The following is a 15,637-nucleotide window of genomic DNA, read 5'->3' as shown; positions in this document are numbered from 1 at the left end:
TTATTCAGGAGCACTGTAGAAATGTCGATGGCTGATCGCGATGGCCTTATCTGGCTGGATGGTGAAATGGTTCCCTGGCGGGAAGCCAAAACCCACGTACTCACTCACACCCTGCATTACGGCCTCGGCTGCTTTGAAGGCGTGCGTGCGTACAACACCGCGAACGGCCCGGCAATTTTCCGGCTGAAAGAACACACCGACCGGTTGTTCAACTCCGCCCACATCCTGAACATGAAAATGCCGTTCAGCAAAGACGTGATCAACGAAGCCCAGCGCGCTGCGGTTCGTGAGAACAACCTGGACGAAGCCTACCTGCGCCCCATGGTATTTCTGGGTTCCGAAGGCATGGGCCTGCGCGCCGACAACCTGCAGGTGCACGTAATGGTTGCGGCCTGGAGCTGGCCGTCTTACATGTCGCCAGAAGCCAAGGAGCTGGGCATCAAGGTGCGCACTTCTTCTTACACTCGCCACCACGTGAACATCACCATGTGTAAGGCGAAGGCCAACGGCAACTACATCAACTCCATGCTGGCCCTGAACGAAGCCATTTCCGGCGGCGCTGAAGAAGCCCTGTTGCTGGACAACGAAGGCTACGTGGCGGAAGGCTCCGGCGAGAACATCTTCATCGTTCGCAACGGTGAGCTGCACACCCCGGAACTGACCTCCTGCCTGGCCGGCATCACCCGCGCCACCATCATCGACTTCGCCAAAGACCTTGGCCTGGTGGTGAAAGAACGCCGCATCACTCGCGACGAAGTGTACATTGCTGAAGAAGCCTTCTTCACCGGCACCGCCGCTGAAGTGCTGCCAATCCGTGAACTGGACGGACGTCAGATTGGCGAAGGCAAGCGTGGCCCGATTACCGAGAAGCTGCAGAGTATGTATTTTGATGCGGTGAAGGGTAAGCTGGCTCAGCATTCCGAGTGGTTGACGTCGGTTAAGTAAATTGATGTATCCGGCCTGACAGGTCGATAAGCCGCTCTTTTGTTTTCAGAAGGGCGGCTTTTTTTATTAGCGTAATATAAACGATGTCTTAGAAGGTGGACTCTGTGAGCTCTGGTGGCGAAGTGAGTATACAATCTGGCGACGTTACTGCTCTGGTTGCGCCTGAGTATGCTGATGTCTTTGATCCTGGTTGGTTTGATCCGGAGTTCTGGCAGGACAAGGCAACGCCTGTTTCAGTGGGAGGGCGGGGTAGTGCGTGGTTTGTAGAGCACGGTCAGAATGCTTGGGTCCTTCGACACTATAGAAGAGGCGGACTTGTTGCTCGCATTGTGTCATCAAACTACCTTTATTTTGGTGCCAGTAGGAGTCGACCTTTCCGTGAGTTCCGTGTTTTAAGCAAGCTTTCATCGTCCGGTTTTCCTGTCCCCAAGCCGATTGGGGCGATAGTTAACCGTGCCGGTTTGTCATACACAGGGGCAATCATCATAGAACGGTTTATCAATGCTCGACCACTAGGTGATTGTTTGGATAGTTTAGACTCACAAGTTTGGCGAGAAATCGGCAGATCGGTTCGCAGTTTTCATGATGCGGGGGTTTATCATGCTGACCTTAATTGTTTCAATGTTCTGCTTAGAGGGTCGGAGGTTTTTCTAATTGACTTCGACAAAGCACGCATCTTCTCTGGTGCACGGAACAGTTCCGCTGCGAAGTGGAAGATTAGAAATTTGGAAAGGTTAAAGCGTTCTATTTATAAGGTTTCAGTGAGCGATACGAACCTTAATGTTGAACATGGTTGGGCTGCGTTGCTTGATGCCTATAACCTCTTCTGATCACCTACTATAGTCCCGGAACCTTAATGTTAAACCTACTTAGTTCTCGTTACGCGCCAGTAGTAGCCAAATGGTTAGTGTTGGCGCCTGTCGTTTACGTTTTCACCATCATGTGGTGGGTTTCAGAAGGTGCTAAGTATGTTCCTGGTCTTGTGATTGTTTCCCTGCTGCTCATGGCCGCTACGTGGCCTGCTCTTCGGTGTTCAGCAGTTAATGATAGTTCGCCGCTAGATCCATTCTTAAAGGTGTTCTGGCTTTATGTGTTTTACAGTGCTTTTGTTTATTTTTATCACGGTGGGAGCTGGAGCGAGTTAAGAGCGCTACTGTGCTTTGCGCTATACGGACAGTTTGCGAAACGACTAACGCTGCCGGACTCATGGCGCATTGGCCTATTGTTCCTGTCCTCACTATCCCTGTCTATTGTAGCTTTCAGCGAGTATCTTGACCATGGTGGGCGTGTTGGAGGGACTATAAATCCTATACCGTTTGCTACAGTAATTGGCACGCTATTGATTGCGTTGTATGCGTGGGCTTTGTTCTCGGGTACGAACTCCAAGCCAAAAGCGATAGCATCGTTGTCTATTCTCGCGCTGTTAGTTTCGCTGATGATGACCCAGACGCGAGGAGTTCTTATACCGGTCCTGGTGGTGGTTATAGCTTTGCCTTTGCTATCAGCATTAAAGCAGCAGGGAGTAAGGGCTCGCAAAACTGTTATGGCTCTGTTAGTGGTGCTGGTTGCCGCCTCTACGGGTTTAGCAATTATAAATTCGGATCGAATCGCGCGGACCATCGATGAGGTCGAAGCCGTGAGTAGTGGGGATCTATCTACTTCGATTGGTATTCGGTTGCAACTTTGGCGTTCAGCGATTCCTTTAATTGCTGATTCTCCTTTAGTGGGACACGGAGACGGTTATCGAGATGCGTTACAGCGATTGTACGAAGACGGTAAGCTGAGTGGGCAGCTTAATCGTTTCAATGCGGCTCACTTTCACAATCAGTTCTTAGATCTCTGGGTAAAGAAAGGTGTTTTGGGTCTCTGTATTTTCGTATTGACCTTGGCTGTGGCAATCAAGATTTTCTGGTCTTCGGGAATGCCACTCTGGCGAAGCAAGGGGGGAGCGGCGATTGTGCTCTTGTTGAGTGTATCAGCGCTGACGGATGTCCCCTTGTTGCATGTTCCAGTTATTTTCTATGTTGGTTTCTTGATTTTGATACTGGCGGCAGAGAGGCCGAGACGCTTTGAGTTCAATTAACGGACCCAAAGCGCCTATGTAGCTCATCCAAAGGTAGAATTGGTTGCTGGCATCACCCTGACTCTCTGAGGTTGTCCCGGATCTTCTTTCGTTTAAGTATTTTGAACATTGTTTCAATTTTAGTTGGGTGGACATAAATAAGTCGCTGAAAGGCAAGTTTTAGTGCCGTGAGCTTACTTCCTTCACCTATCGGGGACGATAGATTGCAAAATCGGTTGTACTGATTTTGCCACTCGAAATGGTGCCATTGGGCGCATTGCCCACGAGGTCGGGATATTCTTGCGGTGCCGAGAAATTTCTGACAGAGGCCAAGTCCGAGCTCCTCGGGCGAAGCAATTACAAGATTGTTGGCGTAGATGTGGTTTGACTTTTCAATGTTCCCGTGTGAATTGTCCAGTAGGCCTCTCAGCGAAATATCTGGATCGAACTTTGACAAAGCGCGTAGCCAAAACATCTGAGTGCAATCAATTGGGAAAGTTGAGTAGTAGGATACTTCATTCTCTTTGATAGGATCTGTCGCATTATGGAGCAAGTCCAGATCCCACAAAGACATGAGATCCTCTGTGCGTCCGAAGTAGAAGAAATCACTTAGATGATATGCCACCGGAAAGCCTTTAGCATACTTTCTTGTGAAAACGTTGCTGACAACCACTCGCTCCTGCAGAAAACGGAATTTTTCGCTACGTGCAGGGTATCTGCCCTGAATCTCAACAAACATAGAGCCGGTTAGAAAGTTATCACTACGGAGTTTGACAGCATATGGAGTTTTGACGCGATTAAGTCCGGCTTTGGTAGAAACAATTTGCCGGTTGTTGTTGAATTGCTGGGGCTCCCCGTTAGCTTTGAAGTAGCGGATGTTGGGTCCGGGGTCGGGGCTTATCACGAGTTCGTCGTAGTCAAGGCCTGCCAGATCCTGATCAGGCCAGGTTGAAAGAATAATGTGAGCGCCGGGAAGATGCTGGCGTACAGATTTCAGGCACTTTTTGGTAATGCCTTCTTCCTGCTCCCTGTCCCGAAATGTCTGGACAGGTCCCTGAACTACGACTGTTATGTCCGTGTTACTAACCACTTGAGCGCTCCATTTTCCTATACACACAGTCGGCATACGTTCCAGCTACAGCCCGGTAATCAAGGAAGGAAATATCGTTCTCGCTTACCTCAGGAGGCTCTAATAGGATTTCGTCAATCGCCTTTGCTAAGCCGTCAACGTCACCACGGCGGACAATCCACTTGCTAAGTCTGCCAGCAAGCAGTTCGTTGCTCCCTCCCGCATCAGTTGCGACAACCGGTGTTCCTGATACCAAGCTCTCAACGACCACTGTGGGCAAGCCTTCAACATCGGAGCTTGAGACGTATAACACGGCGTTTCGATAGGCTCCGAGTAAGTCACTACAGAATCCAGGGAAGATAACTTTATCAGACAATCCAAGTTCGGCAGCTTGTTGTTTCAGGGCGCTGAGCTTTCTGCCATCACCGAATATCACCAAAGGATAGGTTTTCTTTGTTTTCGAGTACGCATCAATCAAGAGGTCGAAGCGCTTAGTGCGGTCTGGTCTTCCAGCAGACATAATATAGGCTTCCGGGAGCCTCGCTGAGCAGGGTGCCTGCATCGCTGACTTAAGGCGCGCAAAGTTGAAACCGTTGTAGATTTCTCCAATCGTTTTGGGCGAAGCACCAATGCCGGTTAACATATCTCTTGAGACATCTTTTGATACTGAAAGTAAATTTTTATCCGAGTAAATTCGTTGGTATATTTTTCGATAGAAAATGCGTTTAATTCCGGATAGTTTGCCAAGTAGGTTTTCAGCCTTGCAGCTATGAACAATGATATATTCGTCACCTACTCCTTTGTGCATTGGGATGCAGCTCATGCCATGAAAGAAAATGGCGGAATAATCTTTTGCGTTCAGTCGGTTATACAGTTGAGCTGAAAAAAAACGGCTAAATAGAAAATAGTAAAAATGGCGGCCCAGAATTGATGAAAAAAACTTTAGGAACCATTTGCTTGCCTTTTTTTCCTTAGATAAACCGAAGATTGGAATATACTGATCATTTCCTTGCAAATCCCCGGGGTACTCCCAGAAAATATAGTCTACCTCGATGCCACTGTTTCGTAATTCCGAAGCCGTGTCGATTGTTGCTCGATAAAGTGCGAGTCGGTAGTTCGAGGCGCCGAGAACGAATGCAACCTTCATCGTTAAACCTTATGTTTTTGCGTTAGAAACTCGGTGTATTCTTCTGGAGTTCCGCAGAAAATCACCTCATTGTGGTGTATCAAGTGGTAGTGAACAGAGTCACCGCGCTCTATCAGCAGGTTATATAGTGGTGCTATGTAAAGTTCGCCTTTAGGCCACTCAGACTCCGGCGTCAGACGGTATTGCTCAAAGGCATCAGTGAAATATTTCGCATTACGGAAGTAGTACAAGCCGGTGCTACACAGTTCCGATATGCGGTTTTTCTCAGCGGTTCTTTTGACGAGTGTTGAATTTGTTGCGATAGGCTCTGCAAATGACCAATGCTCTCCTGGTCCTTTGAAGACTTCAAGATAGCCGCTACCGATACGACTGACGGGCGGGAAGAGAAAGCCAGGCCGGAAGGTGTCAATATTGAAAATAGTCAGCGCTTGCTCATCTGCTTTGACCTGCTTCAGGGCGAGATACACTGTTTCAGCTTGGCCGCGGGTTTCTTCGTCAAGAACGATAACATCGTAGCTCTTAATGCCCAATGCTTTGGCACCTTTGGTTACAAAGCTTGGGGTGTCGAATACGTTTCGCACAACGAAGATGAAATGCTCGTTGCTAAAGTATTTCTCGAAACTCAAAACGGAGTGTTCGAAAAGCGTCCGTCCATGGGCCTCCAGCATATACTTTGGCTTATCGTACCCAGCTTTGAAAAAACGGGAGCTGAGCCCGGCCATTGGGATAACAATCATTGCTGGTGTCTCTCCATTATGTCGTATAGGCGAAAAGCGTTCGCTAACAGGGCTTTTTGTCGATGTTTGTCGTCATTGTGTAGCGGTAGCATAGAGAGGAATAGTTGGATCTGCATGGCATAGAGTTCAGTTGGAGTCACGGAAAAATGTGAGTCCACCATTTCCAGAAAAAGCTGCTGTACATCATGGAGCTTCGGCGTCTCGGGAAGTGCGATAGAAACTTCTCGGCCGTTGAAAACAGTATTGTGGTAGCCAGCAATGATCCAGTCGTACATGCCCAAAACCGAGTGGCTTAGCTTCGCCAGGTCGTATCGGATATCACCAAAAATACTCTGGTCCCCGTTTGGAGTCAGCCCGCGCGGGTCGATAACCTTGATTCGATTGGTGCGGAATTCGTACAGGACGTTGCTGAAGCAGAAATCACCGTGGACAAGAGTGCTTGCTGACTCGATTAGTGGAAGCCGACTTTCGCTGCCTTTCACGAGATCCTGTAGTGACAGCTCAAATGTCCGACTTTGCGTTCCTTTTGAGCGAAACTGAAAGGCCATGTCAAGAGGTATGCCGCTTTCCAGAGAAAAGCTTTCAAGTCTGGAAGTGGTCTTTTCTGTGAAAAGTGCGCTTAGTTCTGCGGCAGGTTGCTTATCTCCCTGGCTGCTGTGAGCCTTGCATTCGCCGAGAAACGAAAGGCACTCCTTGAAGATCTTCTTCCACAACAACGGTGGAATATCTGCAAAAACATATAACTCGTTCAGTGGAGTGTGATGCAGATACTCTAGTCTGTATGAGCTTTCATTCAGTCCTTTGGTACGCCCCAGATATTGTGGTGTGAAACGCCGTAACATTGGTGGCAGGCTTTCAAACCAGTTTGCTTCTGCTGCGATTTTTGCGTCGTGTGTTCCTGATTTTTCAATCCAGCTGGGTGTGATTTTCAGGTCATTGAAGACTCGTTGGGTCGTATGCGCCGACTTAGATCTAAAGTAGGTATTTGCATGCCCAAAATCCAGCCAGCTGGAGACTTTGACTGTGCTGAGCCCGATGGCTTTTCTGTATTGTCCCAAACCCTCTAGAAACTGCCAGTTGCACCGTGTGATACAACGTATCAGTTGTCTGGGACTGCTGAACTTGAAGTAACCTGTTACCACTGAATGTTCGTTTGCGGCCATCGCATCCTGGCTGCTAACCAGCCAGTTATCATCATCTTCGCTGACGATGGCCCAGTCGTAATTGTCCTCTACCGTGGCGACGGCAACCAGATCGTCTCCGTGCGGTAGCGGCTCAATCAGTGTGTCGCCGAAAAGAACGTGCAGTGGCGTTTCGAGACCCTGTTCAACCAAATTCAAGGCGGTAACGAGCGAGGCGCCCAAGTTAAGGCCGTCTGGCAGCTTGACGATGTTGACGTTGTGTTTTTCGAGCCACTCGGCGTCAAAATCCGAGACTTCATAGGATTCTGGCAGTGTCAGAAAGACGTCGGAGTTTTTGGGGGCCAGGCGCACCTGGTGTTGAAAAAGCCGGCGATTACCTAGCGGTAGAAAGCTGGGAGGGAGGGCGCCAAACTCCGACCGCAATTCCTGAGTAATATAGGCTGCCGACATTATTAGAAACATTACCGACGCTCTCCAGCGATCAGCTCTTCAATTTCTTCCGGTGTCATCTGGGTAAATTCGGACGGACGCACGGCCCGGTCGTCCACATAGAATCCCTCGAAGCCGCACCACGGTTTGCCCACGTGAATCTCGTCATAGGGTACTTCATGCTGGTCCAGCCATTCGGTGATGATTGGTAAGGTATGGATGTTGATTTTGCCCACGTTCCCTTCGTAGGTGCGCATGTTGCGAGCAGTCTGAATAATGACTTCGTATCCCAGACTCTTGTAGAAGCGTAACTTGTCGATGACGTCCAGATTGGGCGACACTTTGCGGTAGTCTGACGTATCACCTTTTGTAATGGTTCCGTCGAGGTCAACGATTAGCTTTTTCATGATGTGAGTTCTGCTAGCGTTTTGATGAATGAGGTTTTGGCATTTTTCGTCATGCTTTGTGATGCCTCGCTGACCATGATCCTGCGAGAAAGGTGTGCCGCTTCAGCCGCCTTCATATCACTCTCCTTATCCCCAATCATAATGCACTCCGCCGGGTCCAAATCAAACTCCTCAATCCCCCTCAATATCATCCCCGGCTTAGGCTTCCTGCAATCACAGTCTCGTTCATCAGCAGGCCCAAAGTCCGGATGGTGGGGGCAATGATAAACCTTGGTGATGGTCACACCCTGTTCCTTGAATCGTTCTACCATCCAGTCTGTTAGCTCCTGGAATTGAGCTTCTGAGTACATGCCTCGGGCAATGCCGGACTGGTTGGTGACGACAATCAGCAGATAACCCTGTTCCTGGAAGTGCCGGCAGGCCTCGAATATACCATCGACAAACTCGAAATCTTCTTTGCGATAAACATAGCCGTGATCCACGTTGATCACGCCATCCCGGTCCAGAAATACGGCTTTGTTGGTCATAGGTTCTGTTCCTGAATATAGCGGTCCAACATGTCGATAACGTGTTCCGTCGTGATGTTCTCCATCAGTTCTTTGCCCTTGAGCCTCTGGCCCCAGCGGCTTTGTTCCGGCGTTTCCCCTCGCATCTGTTTCAGGGCGGGGGTGTAGGCGTCTACCACGTAGTTTTGCCAAAGGTAGGGACCGGTACGTTTCGGGTTGCTGTGAGCATACAGGCCAATAACGGGCGTGCCGGCGGCAACGGCCATGTGGGCCGGGCCGGTGTCTGGTGCGAGCACAAGGCTGGCCTCGCCAATCAGGGCGAACAATTGCTTCAGGCTCGACTGGCCAACCAGGTTATGCAGGGAGTGTTTGGCCTGGCCCTGAATGTTGGCCGCCAATTGCTTTTCATGATCGGCCGGCCCGCCACACAGATACACGGAAAAACCCTGACTGGCGGCATGGTCAGCCACGGCCGCGTATCGCTCGGGCAGCCAGTTGCGCTCGGCGTTGGAGGCGGCGGGGGTGATAATAAGGTGTTTGCGGGTGCCCGGGTCGAGCTGGGCTTTGGCCCAGTCCCGCTCTTCCGCATTAACCGGAATGTTCCAGTCGGGTGCTTCGAGGGGGATGCCCAGCGTTTTCTGGAACTGCCGGAAATTGTCCAGCACGTGGACCTTGTCCGTTGGCTCGATCCGCTCGTTGATAAACAGGCTGTGCAGCTCTTTGCTCTTGGCTTTGTCGTAGCCGATTCGTCGTTTGGCGGATATGCACAAACTGGCGAGGTTCGCTCGCAGCGCAACTTGCATTAGCAGAAGGGCGTCAAATCGTTTGCCCTGGAGCTGGCGCCGAAGGTTGCGGAATGCGGCCAGGCCCTGTTTCTTGTCAAACACAACAAAGTTGACGCCGTCCATGCCTGTCATCAGCGCGGCTTCAGCCTTGCCGATCACCCAGGTGATCTCAGCTTCCGGGTAATGCTGCCGGATAGCATGAACCACTGCAGCGGCGTTGCAGGTGTCACCAATGGCCGACAGGCGCAGCAGGCAGATGGAGCGTGGCGCAGACAAATCAGCCTCGAACTTTCTTGATCAGCCCGGTGGTGGAACGGCCTTCAACCGTGGGCAGAATGGCAACCTCACCGCCGTTTTGCTGAACAAAGTCGGCGCCGACGATGGTGTCGATTGAGTAATCGCCGCCTTTGGCGAGCACCTGCGGATTCACCCGTTTGATGAGTTGCTCCGGGGTGTCGTTCTCCTCAGTGTTGTCGCCGAAGGGGATGACCCAGTCCACACAGGCCAAGGCGGATAGCACTTCCATCCGGTCTTCCAGTGAGTTTACCGGGCGTTCTTCGCCCTTCAGGCGACGCACGGAGGCATCGGAGTTCAGCCCGACAACCAGTCGGTCACCGAGCGCCCGGGCCTGGGCCAGGTAGCGCACATGGCCGGCGTGCAGAATGTCGAAGCAACCGTTGGTAAAGACAATCCGTTCGCCCTGTTGTCGGGCGTAATCAATGTGCAGCAGGCTCTGCTCGACACTGGGGTGGTAGCCGCTGGTTTTGGCCGACCACTGGTGGCTTGCGCGGGCTGCCAGCTCTTCCGGGGAAACGGTGGCGGCGCCTAGTTTGGCGACCACAATGCCAGCCGCAAGGTTGGACAGCCAGGCCGCGTCTTTCAATTCGAACCCGGCGCTCAGCAAGGTGCCCAGAGTGGCGATCACGGTGTCACCGGCACCGGTGACGTCACTCACTTCCAGGACTTCCGCCGGGAAATGGTGATGTTCAGTCTGGGTTATCAGGCTCATGCCTTGTTCGCTACGGGTCAGCAGCATGGTATCGATACCCGCTTCGGCCAGCATGGCGCGGGCAGAACTCAGCATCGCTTCATCGGATGAGGCTTCCCCACCGGCCGCCTTGAATTCGGTCAGGTTCGGGGTGATGACTGTGGCGCCCCGGTACAGGGAGAAATCCTTGCTTTTCGGGTCCACCAGCACTTGCTTGCCGGCCTTTCGTGCAGTCTGGATCAAGTCGCCAACACAGGCGAGGGTGCCTTTGGCGTAGTCGCTGATGATGACGGTATTGTATTGCTCAACCAGCTCGCCGTAACGTTTTTTGACGCTCTCGGCTTGGGCGACGGGGAAGGTATCTTCCATGTCGAGCCGAACCATCTGTTGATGGCGGGAGATAATACGGGTTTTGGATATGGTGCGTGCGTCGTCCAGTTCCAGAAGCTCGGAATGGACCTTTTCCTTGACCAGAAGATCCTTCAGCAAACGACCGTCTGTGTCGTTGCCGATGATGCCCAGAATGGCGGCCTGGCCGTCAAGGTGGGCAATGTTTCTGGCAACGTTGGCGGCACCGCCGGCCCGGTCTTCTGTGTGGGCGACACGTACCACCGGCACCGGTGCTTCCGGTGAAATGCGGTTGGTGTCACCGATGAAATAGCGATCGAGCATGACATCGCCAATCACCAGCACAGAGGCGTTCTGAAGTTGGTTCAGCCGGGCCAGGTCAAGCATCAGTCAAGGCCTCCGGACAGCACCACCTCATCCATTGCTTCACACAGCCAGTGGCCAATGAACATGTGGGCCTCCTGGATGCGGGCGGTTTCGTCACTGTTGATGATGATGGACAATTTGGCGATGTCTTTTACCTTGCCGCCGTCTCTGCCAGTGAGGGCAACGGTTCCGGCGCCAAGTTCGTTGGCGGCTTTCAGGGCCCGGTTGATGTTCTCGCTCTGGCCGGAGGTGGTCAGGCCGATCACCAGATCCTCAGGCTTGCCCAGCCCCAGCACTTGCCGCTCGAACACGGTTTCAAACTCGTAGTCATTGGGGTGCGCGGTCAGAATCGAGGTGTCTGTAGTCAGCGCGATGGACGCTAACGGGCCGCGCTCTTTCTTGTAGCGAACCATAAACTCGGCCGCCAAGTGCTGAGAGTCTGCTGCACTGCCGCCGTTACCCATAAAGATGACCTTGCCGCCGCTTTTCAGGCACTGCCGGGTAAGCTCGAGCAGTTGTTCCGCCACTTCTTGATACTCTTCCAGAATGGCAAAGGTTTTGCGGTGCCGTTCCAGAGTGGCGAGGTAGCTGCTTGGCTGGGACATGGGAGCCTCCGGTGTTAGCTTTCATCTGGGCGCGCCGGTGTTTCACGGCACCGGCTAGAAGGCGCAAAGTGTACCATGGTGGCTTAAGGCGTCCCATATGCTTTTTTCCGTACTAAACGGCTGTTAATGCAGTGTTCACAGTGTTCTTCGCCACTGATGTGAATGGTTTTGGCGGTTTTAGCTATGGGTAAAAGAGGTTAAGATGGCAGCCATATTCCGGGCCGTTGTCAGGCCCGCCCGCACGGAATTTTCAGGAGCCTTACCATGATTGTCGTCACTGGCGGTGCCGGTTTCATCGGAGCGAACATTGTCCACGCACTTAATCAGCGGGGCGAGACAGACATTCTCGTTGTTGACGATCTGACCGACGGCACCTATTTCCGTAATCTGGCGGAACTGGATATCACCGATTACATGGACAAAGGCGAGTTCCTGGAGCGGGTTAAGGCGAATGACCTGCCGGTGGGCATCCGGGCGATCTTCCACGAAGGGGCGTGTTCAGACACCACCGAGTGGGACGGCAAGTTCATGATGGAGAACAACTACACCTACTCCAAGGTGTTGCTGCATTGGTGCCTGGACCACAAAGTGCCTTTTCTCTACGCCTCCAGTGCGGCGGTCTACGGCGCCAGCGATGAGTTCCGGGAAGCGCGCGAGTGCGAACGGCCACTGAACGTCTATGGCTATTCCAAGTGGCAGTTTGACCAGTACGTGCGCACGATTCTGCCGTCTGCCCGTAGCCAGATTGTCGGCTTCCGTTACTTCAACGTCTACGGCCCCAGAGAGCAGCACAAGGGCAAGATGGCGTCCGTGGCCTATCACCTGCACGAACAGATCAAAGCTGGCCAGAATCCCAAGCTGTTCCAAGGTTGGGATGGCTATTCTGACGGTGGGCAACAGCGTGACTTTGTATATGTAGACGACGTGTGCAAGGTGAACCTGTGGTTCTATGATAATCCGGACCAGTCCGGCATTTTCAACCTGGGCACCGGCCGTGCCCAGTCGTTCCTGGAGGTGGCGGAGGCAGTCATTCAGTACCACGGTAAGGGCAAGGTGGAGTTCATCCCTTTCCCGGATGAGCTGAAAGGCCGCTATCAGAGCTTCACCCAGGCGGATGTCAGTGCGTTGCGTGATGCGGGCTATACCGATTCGTTCACTGACGTTGCCAATGGTGTAGCGGCCTACCTGGCTTGGCTGGATCGATGAAATATCTGGTGGTTGGCCCGTCTTGGGTGGGTGACATGGTTATGGCTCAGGCGCTGTTCATGTCCCTCAAGCATCAGGACCCGCAAGCAGAAATCGACGTGTTGGCCCCCGGGTGGTCGCTTCCGATCATCGCTCGGATGCCAGAGGTAAACAAAGGTATTGCGGCACCCTGGAAAAGTGGTGAGCTGGCCCTGAAGGCCCAGTGGCGATTGGCCCGAACGCTGAAAGGGTACGATAAAGCGATTGTCCTGCCGCGTTCGTTCAAGTCCGCTTTGATTCCTTTCTTTGCAGGCATTCCCGAGCGGGTTGGCTTCAGCGGGGAAGGGCGTTCGATTCTGCTGACCGATGCCCGGCGCAGACACCCAACCCGAGACGGCTCTACCATCACCGACAAAACCGTGTGGCGTTACATGGGGCTTGGGGCCAGCAAGGCGGATTACGAGAACTATCAGTTTGATGTGCCACAACCGTCACTGACGATCGACAAGGCGAACCTGAAAGACGTGATGGGCAAACTGGGCCTGGACCCGGAATGTCCCGTCATTGCGATCTGCCCCGGTGCGGAGTTCGGCCCGGCAAAGCAGTGGCCCCTTGAAAACCACCGGGCGCTCGCTGAAAAACTGGTGCAGCAGGGCTTTCAGGTCTGGATTATGGGTGGTCCGAAAGATGTTGAGTCGGGTGACGAGATTGCCAATGGTCAGGAAAGCGTGTTCAACCTTTGCGGTAAAACCCGCCTGGAAGATACCGTGGACCTGTTCAGTCATTGCCGCAAAGTGGTCAGTCACGATTCCGGTTTGATGCATGTGGCTGCGGCCTCGGGTGCTGAAGTGGTTGCCATCTACGGTTCCACCAGCCCCGATTTCACTCCGCCGCTGACGGATAAGGCGACGATTGTCCGGCATCCGGTGGAGTGCAGCCCCTGCTTTGAGCGCACCTGCCGTTTCGGCCATTACAACTGTCTGACGGGCATTTCGGTGCAGCGGGTTCTGGAGGCGTGCCAGTGAAACTCAGCGCGGTACTGATCACCAAAAATGCCGGGCCTGAATTCGCCAAGTGCCTGGAGAGCCTGGCGTTCGCCGATGAGGTTGTGATTCTGGATTCCGGTTCGACGGACGATACGCTGGCCATCGCGGAGCAGTTTGGCGCGCGCATTTTCCGGTCTGACGACTGGCCAGGCTTTGGTCCGCAGCGCCAGAGAGCTCAGGGCCACGTGCAGGGTGAGTGGTTGTTCTGGATCGATACCGACGAAGTGGTCACCCCGGAACTGGCCTCATCCATTCAGCGCGCCATCGAACAGGCTCCGGCGAAGAAGGTGTTTCAGGTAAAGCGGTTGTCGTGGTTTTTTGGCCGTTTCATCCGGCACTCTGGCTGGTATCCCGATAAAGTAGTCCGGTTGTACCGCCGTGAAGAATACGGGTATGACGACGCTCTGGTGCATGAAAAGGTTCACTGCCCCGATGCCAGCGCAGAAACGCTTGACGGGGATTTGCTGCACTATACCGCCACTAATTTCCCGGACTACATGGCGAAATCCGTTCGATATGCGGAGGATTGGGCTGAGGGCCGGGCCCGTCGTGGCAAGAAAGCCTCACTGTTCTCTGCCTGTAGCCACAGCCTTGGAGCGTTTGTCCGGAAGTATCTGCTTCAAAGAGGGTTTTTGGACGGCCGGCATGGGTTTTTGCTGGCCGTCACCACCGCCATTTATGCCTTCAACAAATACGCAGCGCTCTGGATTAAAACTCGCCGCTGACGGTTTCGTTCAGCACCTTCAAAAGGGCTTCAGACGACTGCTGTACATGAAAGTGCGAGGCGATCCTTTTTTGGGCGCTTTCGCCCATATTGGCGCATAGATCTGGGGATTCATGCAGCCGCTGAATGCCGGCAGCAATTTCTTCAGCGCTACCGGGCGTTACGCGTATGCCGGAAACGCCATCTTCAATGAGCTCCGCACTCCCTCCGGTATCACTGACGATTGGTGCAACACCATAGGCCATAGCTTCAATTACCGTTTTAGGAAGCCCCTCTCGTTTGGTTGACGCCAGCACGGATACCTGACAGGACGCAATGATGGCCGGCGCGTCTTTTCTGAATCCAGTCAGGTGAATCCTGTCGGCCATCGGGCTGGCCTGGATTAGCGCCTGAACCTCTGGATTGTCCATTCCCCGTCCCACGAGAAGTAAGTGGATGTTGCTGTCCCGGGGTAACATGTGTGTGGCTTTCAGCAGAATTGGCAGTCCTTTTCTGGGGCGGATGTTTGCCACCGACCCAATCACAAAGGCGCCATCCGGTACTCCAAATTGTTTGAGGTCTACCGGCGTATCCTGGTACCAGTCGAGATCGTGGCCTTTATAGACCGTGCACACTTTGTTTTTGTTGCCCCAGACGTGCTTTTGAAGGTCATCGCGGGTTGCTTTGGAAACACAGATAATCCGATCCACTCTCGGGCTGAGATGGGTGAGGTAGCCGCTTGGGTCCCAGCGGCTGATATTGCCGGTTTGGCCTCGATAGGTCATAACTTTGACTGGCAGGCCGATGGCCGCAAGGTTGGTGTTGGCGATGGCTTTGTTGTTAAAACAGTAAACGGCGTCGAACTCGCCTTCTTTCAGAAGCTGGCGGATTCTGCGAATGGCTTCAGGTTCAATTTTCTTTCTCGGATGGAAACCGTGTACCTTGATTCCGTTGGTTTCAAAGCGAGAGCGATACTCTGCATCGGGTTGTGTCATCAGCTCAACTTCGACACCGAGCTTTGCGAGCCCGATAAGCATTTCGGCTTCCGGACGAACCGAATTCCAGGTGTCTACATAGGAGCTGATTACGAGTAGCTTCACGGTGTTATGTCCTTTTTAAGGTCGATCTCTTACACTGCCGCCATTAAAACATCGACTGGGCCGAGTT

16 protein-coding genes are annotated in these 15,637 nt (G+C 52.8%); 6 read left to right on the top strand and 10 right to left on the bottom strand.

From position 1 onward, the window contains the following. Positions 1 to 21 precede the first annotated feature (21 nt). The 3 genes from Q668_RS12365 to Q668_RS12360 all read left to right on the top strand — a co-directional run bounded on the left by Q668_RS12365 (position 22) and on the right by Q668_RS12360 (position 3,028). Positions 22 to 945 (top strand): branched-chain amino acid transaminase, encoded by a 924-nt coding sequence (locus Q668_RS12365; protein ID WP_022989925.1) that lies wholly within the window; start codon positions 22 to 24, stop codon positions 943 to 945. Between the two features lie 104 nt (positions 946 to 1,049). Further along, positions 1,050 to 1,775: a 3-deoxy-D-manno-octulosonic acid kinase gene (locus Q668_RS16915; RefSeq protein WP_161628530.1), complete on the top strand. Its 726-nt coding sequence runs from the start codon at positions 1,050 to 1,052 to the stop codon at positions 1,773 to 1,775. 26 nt (positions 1,776 to 1,801) lie between these two features. Further along, on the top strand, positions 1,802 to 3,028 hold the full coding sequence (locus tag Q668_RS12360) for an O-antigen ligase family protein (RefSeq protein WP_022989924.1): 1,227 nt from the start codon (positions 1,802 to 1,804) through the stop codon (positions 3,026 to 3,028). A gap of 52 nt (positions 3,029 to 3,080) precedes the next feature. On the opposite strand, the gene Q668_RS12355 is transcribed toward Q668_RS12360, so the two are convergent. From Q668_RS12355 to Q668_RS12315, 9 genes are read right to left on the bottom strand one after another with little or no spacing between them, the layout of a single operon-like run. After that, positions 3,081 to 4,097, bottom strand: coding sequence for a WavE lipopolysaccharide synthesis family protein (locus Q668_RS12355; protein ID WP_022989923.1), 1,017 nt, complete (start codon positions 4,095 to 4,097; stop codon positions 3,081 to 3,083). Continuing rightward, positions 4,090 to 5,223, bottom strand: a complete 1,134-nt coding sequence (locus Q668_RS12350) for a glycosyltransferase (RefSeq protein WP_022989922.1) — start codon at positions 5,221 to 5,223, stop codon at positions 4,090 to 4,092. Before Q668_RS12350 ends, Q668_RS12355 begins: the two co-directional genes overlap by 8 nt. A 2-nt stretch (positions 5,224 to 5,225) precedes the next feature. Then, complete coding sequence (locus tag Q668_RS12345) at positions 5,226 to 5,960, bottom strand: glycosyltransferase family 2 protein (RefSeq protein ID WP_022989921.1); 735 nt, start codon at positions 5,958 to 5,960, stop codon at positions 5,226 to 5,228. Beyond that, a complete protein-coding gene (locus tag Q668_RS12340; protein WP_227498355.1) occupies positions 5,957 to 7,552 on the bottom strand; it encodes a hypothetical protein in 1,596 nt (531 codons plus the stop codon). Before Q668_RS12340 ends, Q668_RS12345 begins: the two co-directional genes overlap by 4 nt. Positions 7,553 to 7,563: 11 nt before the next feature. Then, positions 7,564 to 7,938, bottom strand: a complete 375-nt coding sequence (locus tag Q668_RS12335) for a phosphatase (RefSeq protein WP_022989919.1) — start codon at positions 7,936 to 7,938, stop codon at positions 7,564 to 7,566. Next, on the bottom strand, positions 7,935 to 8,465 hold the full coding sequence (gmhB, locus tag Q668_RS12330) for a D-glycero-beta-D-manno-heptose 1,7-bisphosphate 7-phosphatase (RefSeq protein WP_022989918.1): 531 nt from the start codon (positions 8,463 to 8,465) through the stop codon (positions 7,935 to 7,937). The genes Q668_RS12335 and gmhB overlap by 4 nt, the downstream gene beginning before the upstream one ends. After that, positions 8,462 to 9,505, bottom strand: coding sequence for a glycosyltransferase family 9 protein (locus Q668_RS12325; RefSeq protein WP_022989917.1), 1,044 nt, complete (start codon positions 9,503 to 9,505; stop codon positions 8,462 to 8,464). The genes gmhB and Q668_RS12325 overlap by 4 nt, the downstream gene beginning before the upstream one ends. Position 9,506: 1 nt before the next feature. Further along, positions 9,507 to 10,955 carry a bifunctional D-glycero-beta-D-manno-heptose-7-phosphate kinase/D-glycero-beta-D-manno-heptose 1-phosphate adenylyltransferase HldE gene (gene hldE / locus Q668_RS12320; RefSeq protein ID WP_413771526.1) on the bottom strand — a complete coding sequence of 483 codons (1,449 nt, stop codon included), beginning with the start codon at positions 10,953 to 10,955 and terminating at the stop codon, positions 9,507 to 9,509. Beyond that, complete coding sequence (locus tag Q668_RS12315) at positions 10,952 to 11,536, bottom strand: SIS domain-containing protein (protein WP_022989915.1); 585 nt, start codon at positions 11,534 to 11,536, stop codon at positions 10,952 to 10,954. Before Q668_RS12315 ends, hldE begins: the two co-directional genes overlap by 4 nt. A gap of 264 nt (positions 11,537 to 11,800) precedes the next feature. Between Q668_RS12315 and rfaD the strand changes: the two genes are divergently transcribed. Genes rfaD through Q668_RS12300 form a run of 3 tightly spaced genes read left to right on the top strand, consistent with a single transcriptional unit; the run spans position 11,801 to position 14,492 of the window. Next, positions 11,801 to 12,742, top strand: coding sequence for an ADP-glyceromanno-heptose 6-epimerase (gene rfaD, locus Q668_RS12310; protein ID WP_022989914.1), 942 nt, complete (start codon positions 11,801 to 11,803; stop codon positions 12,740 to 12,742). Then, entirely contained in the window at positions 12,739 to 13,746 is a 1,008-nt protein-coding gene (gene waaF, locus Q668_RS12305) for a lipopolysaccharide heptosyltransferase II (RefSeq protein ID WP_022989913.1), read from the top strand. Before rfaD ends, waaF begins: the two co-directional genes overlap by 4 nt. Continuing rightward, positions 13,743 to 14,492 carry a glycosyltransferase family 2 protein gene (locus tag Q668_RS12300; RefSeq protein ID WP_022989912.1) on the top strand — a complete coding sequence of 250 codons (750 nt, stop codon included), beginning with the start codon at positions 13,743 to 13,745 and terminating at the stop codon, positions 14,490 to 14,492. Before waaF ends, Q668_RS12300 begins: the two co-directional genes overlap by 4 nt. On the opposite strand, the gene Q668_RS12295 is transcribed toward Q668_RS12300, so the two are convergent. After that, a complete protein-coding gene (locus Q668_RS12295) occupies positions 14,476 to 15,570 on the bottom strand; it encodes a glycosyltransferase family 4 protein (protein ID WP_036219916.1) in 1,095 nt (364 codons plus the stop codon). The genes Q668_RS12300 and Q668_RS12295 overlap by 17 nt on opposite strands. Positions 15,571 to 15,637: the final 67 nt, after the last annotated feature.

Origin of the sequence: Marinobacter sp. ES-1, from assembly GCF_000475255.1 — a bacterium.
Taxonomy (GTDB): Bacteria; Pseudomonadota; Gammaproteobacteria; order Pseudomonadales; family Oleiphilaceae; genus Marinobacter; species Marinobacter vinifirmus.
The sequence above is the reverse complement of the archived record's forward strand: the minus strand, read 5'-3'. Positions and strand labels throughout refer to the sequence as shown.

What these genes read in the sequence shown, in the direction of transcription:
- Q668_RS12365 (WP_022989925.1), top strand. Translation starts at nt 22, where the DNA reads ATGTCGATGGCTGATCGCGATGGCCTTATCTGGCTGGATGGTGAAATG.
- Q668_RS12360 (WP_022989924.1), top strand. Translation starts at nt 1,802, where the DNA reads ATGTTAAACCTACTTAGTTCTCGTTACGCGCCAGTAGTAGCCAAATGG.
- Q668_RS12350 (WP_022989922.1), bottom strand. Translation starts at nt 5,223, where the DNA reads ATGAAGGTTGCATTCGTTCTCGGCGCCTCGAACTACCGACTCGCACTT.
- Q668_RS12345 (WP_022989921.1), bottom strand. Translation starts at nt 5,960, where the DNA reads ATGATTGTTATCCCAATGGCCGGGCTCAGCTCCCGTTTTTTCAAAGCT.
- Q668_RS12340 (WP_227498355.1), bottom strand. Translation starts at nt 7,552, where the DNA reads ATGTCGGCAGCCTATATTACTCAGGAATTGCGGTCGGAGTTTGGCGCC.
- Q668_RS12335 (WP_022989919.1), bottom strand. Translation starts at nt 7,938, where the DNA reads ATGAAAAAGCTAATCGTTGACCTCGACGGAACCATTACAAAAGGTGAT.
- gmhB (WP_022989918.1), bottom strand. Translation starts at nt 8,465, where the DNA reads ATGACCAACAAAGCCGTATTTCTGGACCGGGATGGCGTGATCAACGTG.
- Q668_RS12315 (WP_022989915.1), bottom strand. Translation starts at nt 11,536, where the DNA reads ATGTCCCAGCCAAGCAGCTACCTCGCCACTCTGGAACGGCACCGCAAA.
- rfaD (WP_022989914.1), top strand. Translation starts at nt 11,801, where the DNA reads ATGATTGTCGTCACTGGCGGTGCCGGTTTCATCGGAGCGAACATTGTC.
- waaF (WP_022989913.1), top strand. Translation starts at nt 12,739, where the DNA reads ATGAAATATCTGGTGGTTGGCCCGTCTTGGGTGGGTGACATGGTTATG.